Consider the following 9428-nt stretch of genomic DNA (forward strand, 5'->3'; position numbering starts at 1 on the left):
GGGAACGATGGAGCCACGCCACCGCCGGGCCGACGCCGCCGGCAACCGCGCACGGATCATCCAGGCCGCGCGAGCCGTCATCGCGAACGCGGACGAGATCAAGCTCAATGCGATCGCCAAGGAGGCGGGGGTCGGCCAGGGCACCCTCTACCGCCACTTCCCGACCCGTGAGGATCTGCTCGCCGAGGTCTACCGGGAGGACGTCGAGGAGCTCGTGGCGGCGGCCCCGGCGCTGCTCGCCGAGCACCAGCCGGTCACCGCGCTGGCTCGCTGGTTCGACCGGGTGGCCGACTACGCGCAGGTCAAGCGCGGAGTGTTCGCCGCCGTCGAAGCAGCGGTGTGGCAGGACCTCGCCGCGCACAGCCTCGGGCCGATCGGCGACGCGCTGACCACGCTGCTGGAGGCCGGAAAGGCCGACGGGACCATCCGATCGGACGTCGACGCCCGCGACGTCATCCTCCTCATCGGCTGCCTGACACGTGTTGAGGAGGATGAGTGGGACGCCAAGGCCCGGCACCTGCTCCGCATCGTCCTCGACGGGCTGCGCCGCCGCCCGTAGCCGCGGACTCCCTGAGACCCCGGACCGGGAGCGCGCCTGAGGCGGCGGCCGGGTCTCGAGGAACGGCGTGCCGCCGGTTTCGAGCAGGCCTTCGCCGGCCGGCGGGGGACGCGCGACGAACGTGAGACTCGCCCGCCTCACCACTTCTGCGGCTCGCCGTGGCTTCGGGACTCCGGGCCGTGACTTGACGCCCTCGGCAGCTCGGCCGTACGGTTCGGGAAAGCGCTTTCCTCGGTGAAGGGATCCTCATGAGCGTGCGCACGATCGGCGTCGTGATGAACGGCGTCACCGGACGGATGGGCTACCGCCAGCACCTGGTCCGTTCCGTCCTGGCCATCAACGAGCAGGGCGGTGTCACGCTCTCGGACGGCGGGCGCGTCATCCTCAAGCCGGTGCTGGTCGGGCGAAATGCCGACAAGCTTGGAAATATCGCGGCGAAGCATGGGATATCGGATTTCACCACTGACCTCGACGCCGCTCTCTCCGACGACGCCAACCTGATCTACTTCGACGCCCAGGTGACCAGCGCCCGGGTGAAGGCCGTGCTCAAGGCCATCGACGCCGGCAAGCACATCTACGCCGAGAAGCCCACGGCCGAGTCGACGCAGGAGGCGCTCGCGCTGGCCGAGGCCGCCACCGCCAAGGGCGTCAAGAACGGCGTCGTCCAGGACAAGCTCTTCCTGCCGGGCCTGCTCAAGCTGAAGCGGCTGATCGACGGCGGCTTCTTCGGCCGCATCCTGTCGGTGCGGGGCGAGTTCGGCTACTGGGTGTTCGAGGGCGACTGGCAGGAGGCGCAGCGCCCGTCGTGGAACTACCGCTCCGAGGACGGCGGCGGCATCGTGCTCGACATGTTCCCGCACTGGCACTACGTGATGGAGAACCTGTTCGGCCGGGTCCAGTCGGTCTACGCCCGGGCCGTGACGCACATCCCGTCGCGGGTGGACGAGCAGGGCGACGCCTACCAGGCGACCGCCGACGACGCCGCGTACGGGATCTTCGAGCTGGAGGGCGGTGTCGTCGCGCAGATCAACTCCTCCTGGGCGGTCCGGGTGAACCGGGACGAGCTGGTGGAGTTCCAGGTGGACGGCACGCACGGCAGCGCCGTGGCGGGCCTGCGCAACTGCCGCGTACAGCATCGCTCGGCCACCCCCAAGCCGGTCTGGAACCCCGACCTGCCGGCCACCGCCCGCTTCCGCGACGGCTGGCAGGAGGTGCCGGACAACGCGGAGTTCGACAACGGGTTCAAGGTGCAGTGGGAGGCGTTCGTCCGGCACGTGCTGGAGGACGCGCCGTTCCCCAACGACTTCGCCTCCGGCGCCCGCGGCGTCCAGCTCGCCGAGCTGGGCCTGCGCTCGTCCGCCGAGGGCCGCAGGATCGAGGTGCCCCAGCTGTGAGGATCGACCTGCCCGGGGTGGGCGCGTACCCGCTGAGAGAGCCCGTCACCTGGCCGGCGGCCGAGCCGGCCGCGAGCCGGATCGCGTACGCGGCCGCCCACGTGGTCGCCGACCCGCTCGGCGACAACACACCCGGCTCCCCCGCCGCCGTCGACTGGGACGCCACGCTGCGCTTCCGACGCCACCTGTGGTCGCACGGCCTGCGGGTGGCCGACGCCATGGACACCGCCCAGCGCAACATGGGCCTCGACTGGGCGGCCACCAAGGAGCTCATCCGGCGCAGCGCCGCCGAGGCCCGCGCGTACGGCGATCCGGCCACGCTCGTCGCCTGCGGCGCCGGCACCGACCACGCGCCCGGCGCGGACGACCTGGACGCGATCACGGCCGCGTACGGCGAGCAGATCGAGACCGTGCAGGCGGCCGGCGCCGGTGTGATCATCATGGCCTCCCGTCAGCTCGCCAGGGTGGCCTCGGGGCCCGCGGACTACCACCGGGTGTACGGCAAGCTGTTCGGCCTGGCCGACCGGCCGGTGATCCTGCACTGGCTGGGTGAGATGTTCGACCCGCAGCTGGCCGGTTACTGGGGCTCGCGCGACGTGGCGGCGGCGACGGAGTCGTTCCTTGAGCTGGTCCACGCCCACGCGGCGACGGTGGACGGCGTGAAGGTGTCGCTGCTGGACGAGGAGCACGAGGTGCGCCTGCGCGCCGCGCTGCCCGGGGGCGTCAAGCTGTACACCGGCGACGACTTCAACTACCCCTCGCTGATCAGGTCGGGCTCGCACGCGCTGCTGGGCATCTTCGACGCCATCGCGCCGGCCGCGGCGGCGGCGCTCCAGGTGCTGGACGCGGCCGAGGCCGCCGACGACGAGGCGGAGCGGGAACGGCTGCTGGCCTCGTACGAGGAGATCCTGGCGCCGACCGTGCCGCTGTCGAGGAAGATCTTCGAGACGCCGACGTACCACTACAAGACCGGCATCGTCTTCCTGGCCTGGCTGAACGGCCACCAGGACGCGTTCGCCATGGTGAACGGCGCCCAGTCGGCCCGCTCGCTGCTGCACCTGTCGGAGGTGTTCGCCCTGGCCGACCAGGCGGGGCTGCTCGCCGACCAGGAGCTGGCCGTGCGCCGGATGAGGGCGCTGCTGGAGGTGAACGGGCTGTGAGTCTTTCGCTGAACCAGTGGACGACCCGGCAATGGTCGGTGGCCGAGGCCGTGGACGGGTGCGTCCGGCACGGCCTGGAGGCGATCGGGCTGTGGCGGGAGAAGGTCGCCGAGCAGGGGCTGGCGGAGAGCGTCAAGCTCGTGCGGGCGGCCGGGCTGCGGGTGTCGTCGCTGTGCCGGGGCGGGTTCCTGACGGCCGGCGGGCTGCCCGGCGAGCAGGGCCGTACGGCCTTCGCGCGGGCGCTGGAGGACAACCGGCGGGCCATCGACGAGGCGGCCGAGCTGGCGGCGGGCTGCCTGGTGATGGTGGTGGGCGGCCTGCCCGGCGTCCGGCCCGGCGAGGCGCTGCCCGCTGAGGGCTTCACCCGTGACCTGGCCGGAGCGCGCGAGCGGGTGGCCGAGGCGCTGGCGGAGCTGGCGCCGTACGCCGGGGAACGGGGGGTGAAGCTGGCGCTGGAGCCGCTGCACCCGATCTACTGCCCCGACCGGGCGGTGCTGTCGACGCTGGGTCAGGCGCTGGAGCTGAGCCTGCCGTACCCGGAGGAGCAGGTCGGCGTGGTGGTGGACACGTTCCACGTGTGGTGGGACCCGCGGCTGTTCGAGGAGATCGCGCGGGCGGGGCGGCGGATCGCGTCGTACCAGGTGTGCGACTACCTGCATCCGCTGCCCGAGGACGTGCTGCTCGGGCGGGGCATGATGGGCGACGGCGTGATCGGCTTCCCGCCGATCACGCGGGCCGTCCTGGCCGCCGGGTACACCGGCGACATCGAGGTGGAGATCTTCAACGCCGACATCTGGGCCGCCGACCCCGACGAGGTGGTGGCCACGATGAAGTCCCGCTACGCGGAGGTGGTGCTGCCGGCCTCGTGAACCACGGTGCCGGCGGCGCCGTTCACGGTGATCCGCTCGCCCGTGGTGACGCGGTGGGTGGCGTCGGTGACGCCGACGACGGCCGGGATGCCGTACTCCCTGGCCACGACCGCGCCGTGCGACATCGCGCCGCCCATCTCCATCACCAGGCCGCCCGCCGTCAGGAACAGCGGTGTCCAGCCGGGGTCGGTCGAGGGGCAGACGAGGATCTCGCCGGGCTCCAGGTGCGCGCCGACAGGGTCGAGGACCACGCGGGCCGGGCCGGTGACCGTGCCCGGAGAGGCGGCGGTGCCGGTCAGCGCGCCGTTCCCGTCGGGCGCGGCCGCCGAGGGAACCGCCTCTGGCTCGGTGCCGTCCGACAGGAGAACGCGGGGCACGTGTCGGCGGCGCCGCTCCCGTTCGTACGTCTCGCGGCGCGCGGCCACGAGGGTGCGCAGGTCGCCCCCGCCGAGTGAGGCCCTGGCCTCGCGCAGGTCGAGGAAGAAGACGTCGCCGGGCGCGTCGACGACACCGAGGTCCGCCAGGTGCGCGCCCACCACGAGCAGGCTCCGCCGGACCGCCGCGAGCGTCTTGACCAGGTGGAACTTGGGCAGCTCGCGCAGCCCGGCGTACGTGCGGGTGCGCCGGAGCGCGTACCGCACGACGGCGGCCCGCCACGGCCTCCCGCGCCCGGCCCGCGCCGAGATCCGGACGACGGCGGAACGCGCCTCCTGTGCCCCCCTCGCGAACAGCGCGGACGGCGCGAGGTCGTCGTCCTTCATGCGCAGGTAGTTGGCCAGCGCGCCGAGGATGTGCTCGGGCTCCTCCGACCAGCGCGGCACCCCGAGGTCGATCTCGGCGACGCCGCGGTGGCCGTACGCGTCCAGGAAGGCGGCGATCTCGCGCTGGGCGGCGGGCGGCAGGCGTCCCTCGCGGTAGCGGCGGGCCAGCTCGGCGACGGACAGCTCGCGGAACGGCTCCGGCTCGATCCTGGTGGACAGCTCCCACAGCGCGAGGTCCATCTCGGTGGTCGGGTTGTGCGGGACGCCGCGCAGCACGTCGCCCATCTCGTTCACCGGCACCCCGGACAGCCGGGAGGCCAGCGCGAACAGGGCGTACCCGGTGATCACGGTCGGCATGATCGAGATGATCCGCGGGAACGTCCCGGCGAGCACCCGCTCGGCGTGGTCGAGCCGCTGCGCCGGGGTCGCCGAGCCGGGCACCCGGAGCCGGCGGTCGACGTCCGCGCCGATCCGCGCGACGGAGGCCAGGGCCCGGCGCGGGCTGACGAGCGCCGTCAGGACGCGGGCGGGCAGCCGCAGATGACCGGCGAAGCGCCCGGCCCCGCGCAGGAAGCCGCGCCGCGAGGTGGTGACCCGCGCCAGCCGCGGGTCCTGGAACAGCCGCTGCATCACGGTCGCGGTACGCGTCTCGCCGAGCGTCACCAGGCGCCCGAACAGGGCGCGGCCGGGACGGCTGCGTACGGCGGTGGTGATGTCGAACCACAGGCGCTCCCCCGACACCGCGAAGAAGGGCGCGCCGTCGCGGGGATCGGCGGGGCCGTGGCCGAACAGGCCGGCGCCTCCGGCGCTGACCAGCCGGAACGCCGCGATGCCCATCGGCGTGATCGGCCCCATGACTCCCTGGACGACGTTGACCGAGAAGTACACCCGCAGGCCCGGCCCCTTCGGCTCCGGCAGCGGGTAGAGCGTGGTGATCGGCCTGGCCTGGGTGAGCCAGACCCGCCCGTCGCGGTCGAGGGCCCACTCGGTGTCCTGCGGCGCGTCGTAGTGGCGCTCCACGCGGGCGCCGAGGGCCGCGAGCTCGTGCACCTGACCGTCGGTCAGGCAGAGGCCGTCGCCGGCGGTCTCGACGCGTTCCGTGCCGCCGCCGGGCAGGGGGCGGACGGCCACCTTCTTGTCGCCGGCGCGCCGCTCCAGGATCTTGCCATCGGAGACGACGAAGCGGTCGGGGTTCACCGCGCCGGAGACGACGGCCTCGCCGAGGCCCGGGCTCGCGTCGATGACGATCTCGCGCCGCCGGCCGGTGACGGCATTGGCGGTGAACATGACCCCCGCCACGCGGGCGTCCACCATGACCTGGAGGACGACCGCGAGGCTCACCGAGGCGTGGTCGATGCCGGCGGCCTCGCGGTAGGCCACGGCGCGGTCGGTCCACAACGAGGCCCAGCAGCGGCGTACGGCCTCCACGACCGCCTGGGCGCCCACGACGTTGAGGAACGTGTCCTGCTGCCCTGCGAAGCTGGCGAACGGCAGGTCCTCGGCCGTGGCGGACGAGCGCACGGCGACGGGCACGTCGTCGCCGAGCGAGGCGTAGGCGGCGATGACGGCCTCGCGCACGTCCGGCGGGACCGGGGCGTCGAGCAGGTGCCGCCTGGCCCGCTCGGCCAGGCCCTCACCGGAGGTCTCCAGGCCCTGGGCGACCTGCCGGTACGCCTGCGTGGTCAGCACCCGGGCGGGCGTGACGGGCAGCCCCGCCTTGGTCAGCTCACCGAGGTTCGCGGCCTTGCCGCCGACCTCGGCCGTCATCGCGGCATGGATCTCGGTGAGGTCGAGGACCATCGTCATCGCGTGTTCTCCCGGCGTTCGGCGTCCTGTCCTCCAGTCTCGCGCCTCACGGCTGGAAATTCAACAGCTGATGAAACTCAGCGGCGTCCCGTCCAGTTCCCAGGCCGGGTCCACCGGCACGCCGAGCGCGGCCAGGGCCGTCGGGGCCACGTCCACCAGGCGCGGGCCGTCGAGCACGCGGCCGCCGAGGTCCTCCCCCAGCCGGTGCGCGATGACGAACACCGTGCGCTCCTCGGCCGAGACACCTCCATGACCGCCCGCGTCCACGTGGCCGTGGTCGGTGGTGACGAGCACCGTCCAGCGCTCGCCGCCGTACGACGGGCGGGCGCGGATCGCGTCGAGCAGCCCTCCCAGGTACGCGTCCTGGGCGGCGAGGGCGGCGGCGTACTCCGGGCAGTGCGGGCCGAGGGCGTGCGCCACCTCGTCGGTGTCGCCCATGTAGACGAACACGGCGTCGGGGTCGTCGGCGGCCAGGTGCGCACGGGCCGCCTCGGCCACCTGCGCGTCGGCGTCCGACCAGCCGACGGCGAACCCGTCGAGGACGAAACGGCGGTCGATGGCCGGGCCGAACGCGCCCTGCTCGGCCAGGGCTGCCCAGGAGAAGAAGGCGGAGGTGGTCAGGTCGGGGCGGGCCAGCTTCGCCCGCGTCAAGAAGTCCGGAAATTTCGTGAACTGGGGGGCGGCGAAGCCGTTGTCCACGACGCCGTGCTTGTCCGGCCAGACACCGGTCGCGATGGACGACCACCCCGGCCCCGAGTCCGTACGTGACCTGATCACCCGGACCCCGTCGTCCTGCTCCGGCGAGGTGGGGACGACCTCGCCGGGCGACTCCGTACGCGGGGCTTCGGCCTCGCCGTAGGGAAGCATGCTGGTGCCGTACGCGCCGGTGGACATCAGGCCGGCCAGCACGGGCGCGTCGAGGGCGACGAGCCGGTCGAACCGCAGGCCGTCCATGCCGACGACGAGCACCTTGTCGGTGGGGGTTGTGAAAGCGGACATCCCCCTATCTAAGCGGGCTGTCTACGCGGCGAAACGGCGCACCCATGCGACGGCGCCCGGCAGGATCTCCTCGACCGGGGCCACCTGCGGATACCATGTCCGCTCCCACTCCAGCGACACCCAGCCGCCGAACCCGGCCCCGCGCAGCAGCTCGCCCGCCTCCTCCAGCGGCACCGAGCCCTCGCCCATGGGCACCGGTGTGGTGTCCTGCGCCGAGACCGCGTCCTTGACCTGCACGTACGACAGCCAGGGCCGCAGCGCGGCCAGGGTGGCGGCCGGGCTCTCGCCGTGGCGCCAGGGGTGCAGCAGGTCCCAGATCACGCCGGTGGTCTCGGGGCAGCCGGCCTCGGTCAGCAGCGCGGCCACGGCGGCGCCGGTGGACATCTGGTCGTGCGTCTCGACGAGGACGCGCGTCCCCAGGTCGGCGGCCGGGCCGGAGATCGCCTTGAGCCGGCGCGCGCCCACGGCCGGGTCGCCGCCGCGCGGGAACACCCGCACGCCGGGCGCGCCGAGGTCGGCGGCCAGGCGCAGGTCGGCGAGCACCGCCTCCACGGCATCTTCGTCCGGCCCCGGCTGACAGATGCCGACATATCCGGCGAGGGCGGAAATTTCTAGGCCCGCCCGTTCCACCCGCTCGCGTACGGACCGCCGTTCCTCCGGGCCGAGCCCGGCGTGCACGCCCGTGTCGGGGTGCAGGCGCAGCTCCAGCCCCTGACAGCCGTGCCCGGACGCGATCTCGATCGCCCGGTCGAGCCCGTCGCCGGGCATCCCCAGGGTGCTGACCGCCAGTCTCACGCGATCCTCCGTACGCTCTCCCGCAGCACGACCTCACCGGCGACGTGCTCGACGACGACCGGCTCCTCCTCGTTGAGCGCCAGCTCCAAGGCCCGCGCCCCCATGTCCGCCAGCGGCAGCCGCACGGTCGTCAGCGCCGGTACGTGATCACGCAGCGTGACGATGTCGTCGAACCCGGCCACCGAGACGTCGTCCGGCACCCTGACGCCGCGCTCCCGGTAGGCCGCGAGCGCCCCGACCGCCATCACGTCGTTGACCGCGAACACACAGGTGGCGTCCTCGACCTGCCGCGCCGCCGCGTAGCCGCCGTCGCGGTCGAACGGCCCGTGGATCACCTGCGGCGCGGGCAGCCCCAGCTCCTCCAGCGCGGCGGCGAAACCGGCGCTGCGGTCGGCCGCCGTCATCAGGTGGGGCGGGCCCGCCAGCACCGCGAAGCGGGTGTGACCGAGCCCGGCCAGCGCCCGCGCCAGCTCCGCCGCGCCCTCCCTGTTGGCCGGCGCCACCGTGTCGACCCCGAGGAGGTCCTGGCCCACGCAGGCCGCCCGGCCGCCGCTGTCGCGGTAGCGGGCCAGCTCCTCGCGCAGGCGGCCGGTCACCGCCTGGTCGGCGACACGCGAGCCGGCCAGCAGCACCGCGCGCACGCGCTGGGCGTTCAGCGTGGCCACGTACGCGATCTCCTGCTCGGGATCGCGGTGGGTGGTGCCGACCATGACCAGCAGGCCCTCGGTGGCCGCCGCCCGCATCGCGCCGTCGGCCAGGGCCGCGAAGTAGGGGTCGGTCAGGTCGTGCACGACGATGCCGATGACGTTGCTCGACCCCCGGGCCAGCGTCTGGGCGGCGATGTTGGCGCGGTAGCCGAGCTCGTCGGCGGCGCGCTCGACGCGGGCCCGCAGGTCCGCGCCCACCTGGCGGGTGCTGCCGTTGAGCACCCGCGAGGCGGTCGCGAGCGAGACGCCCGCCTGCTTGGCGACGTCTTCCAGCGTGACCACGACACCCTCCCCGGAAAGCGATTTCCAAGTCTGCCAGACCGACCCTCGAAACCGCATCCTCGCACGTGTCCCACCGAACCGGGCGCGGGGTGGGCG

At 73.6% G+C, this 9428-nt stretch carries 8 protein-coding genes; 4 read left to right on the forward strand and 4 right to left on the reverse strand.

Annotated elements, in window-relative coordinates; translation table 11 throughout:
• The first annotated feature begins 7 nt into the window (after window positions 1-7).
• From E1286_RS10070 to E1286_RS10085, 4 genes are all read left to right on the forward strand, one after another.
• Window positions 8-559 (forward strand): TetR/AcrR family transcriptional regulator, encoded by a 552-nt coding sequence (locus E1286_RS10070; protein ID WP_132610990.1) that lies wholly within the window; start codon window positions 8-10, stop codon window positions 557-559.
• Window positions 560-807: 248 nt separating this feature from the next.
• The gene (locus E1286_RS10075) at window positions 808-1953 is read left to right on the forward strand and encodes a Gfo/Idh/MocA family protein (RefSeq protein WP_132610992.1); all 1146 of its coding nucleotides are present in this window, start codon (window positions 808-810) and stop codon (window positions 1951-1953) included.
• Entirely contained in the window at window positions 1950-3113 is a 1164-nt protein-coding gene (locus E1286_RS10080; protein WP_132610994.1) for a dihydrodipicolinate synthase family protein, read from the forward strand. The genes E1286_RS10075 and E1286_RS10080 overlap by 4 nt, the downstream gene beginning before the upstream one ends.
• Window positions 3110-3982, forward strand: a complete 873-nt coding sequence (locus E1286_RS10085; RefSeq protein WP_132610996.1) for a sugar phosphate isomerase/epimerase family protein — start codon at window positions 3110-3112, stop codon at window positions 3980-3982. The genes E1286_RS10080 and E1286_RS10085 overlap by 4 nt, the downstream gene beginning before the upstream one ends.
• Here the strand turns inward: E1286_RS10085 and E1286_RS51225 are convergent.
• From E1286_RS51225 to E1286_RS10105, 4 genes are read right to left on the reverse strand one after another with little or no spacing between them, the layout of a single operon-like run.
• Window positions 3952-6549: a PEP/pyruvate-binding domain-containing protein gene (locus E1286_RS51225; RefSeq protein ID WP_132610998.1), complete on the reverse strand. Its 2598-nt coding sequence runs from the start codon at window positions 6547-6549 to the stop codon at window positions 3952-3954. The genes E1286_RS10085 and E1286_RS51225 overlap by 31 nt on opposite strands.
• 60 nt (window positions 6550-6609) lie before the next feature.
• On the reverse strand, window positions 6610-7548 hold the full coding sequence (locus tag E1286_RS10095) for an alkaline phosphatase family protein (RefSeq protein ID WP_132611000.1): 939 nt from the start codon (window positions 7546-7548) through the stop codon (window positions 6610-6612).
• A gap of 21 nt (window positions 7549-7569) precedes the next feature.
• Entirely contained in the window at window positions 7570-8343 is a 774-nt protein-coding gene (locus E1286_RS10100) for a sugar phosphate isomerase/epimerase family protein (protein WP_132611002.1), read from the reverse strand.
• Window positions 8340-9332, reverse strand: coding sequence for a LacI family DNA-binding transcriptional regulator (locus E1286_RS10105; protein ID WP_246074664.1), 993 nt, complete (start codon window positions 9330-9332; stop codon window positions 8340-8342). Before E1286_RS10105 ends, E1286_RS10100 begins: the two co-directional genes overlap by 4 nt.
• Window positions 9333-9428: the final 96 nt, after the last annotated feature.

It is taken from the genome of Nonomuraea terrae, assembly GCF_004348995.1.
GTDB classification, from domain to species: Bacteria; Actinomycetota; Actinomycetes; order Streptosporangiales; family Streptosporangiaceae; genus Nonomuraea; species Nonomuraea terrae.

Coding starts and splice junctions, on each gene's coding strand:
- E1286_RS10070 (WP_132610990.1), top strand. CDS start 8: ATGGAGCCACGCCACCGCCGGGCCGACGCCGCCGGCAACCGCGCACGG.
- E1286_RS10075 (WP_132610992.1), top strand. CDS start 808: ATGAGCGTGCGCACGATCGGCGTCGTGATGAACGGCGTCACCGGACGG.
- E1286_RS51225 (WP_132610998.1), bottom strand. CDS start 6,549: ATGACGATGGTCCTCGACCTCACCGAGATCCATGCCGCGATGACGGCC.
- E1286_RS10095 (WP_132611000.1), bottom strand. CDS start 7,548: ATGTCCGCTTTCACAACCCCCACCGACAAGGTGCTCGTCGTCGGCATG.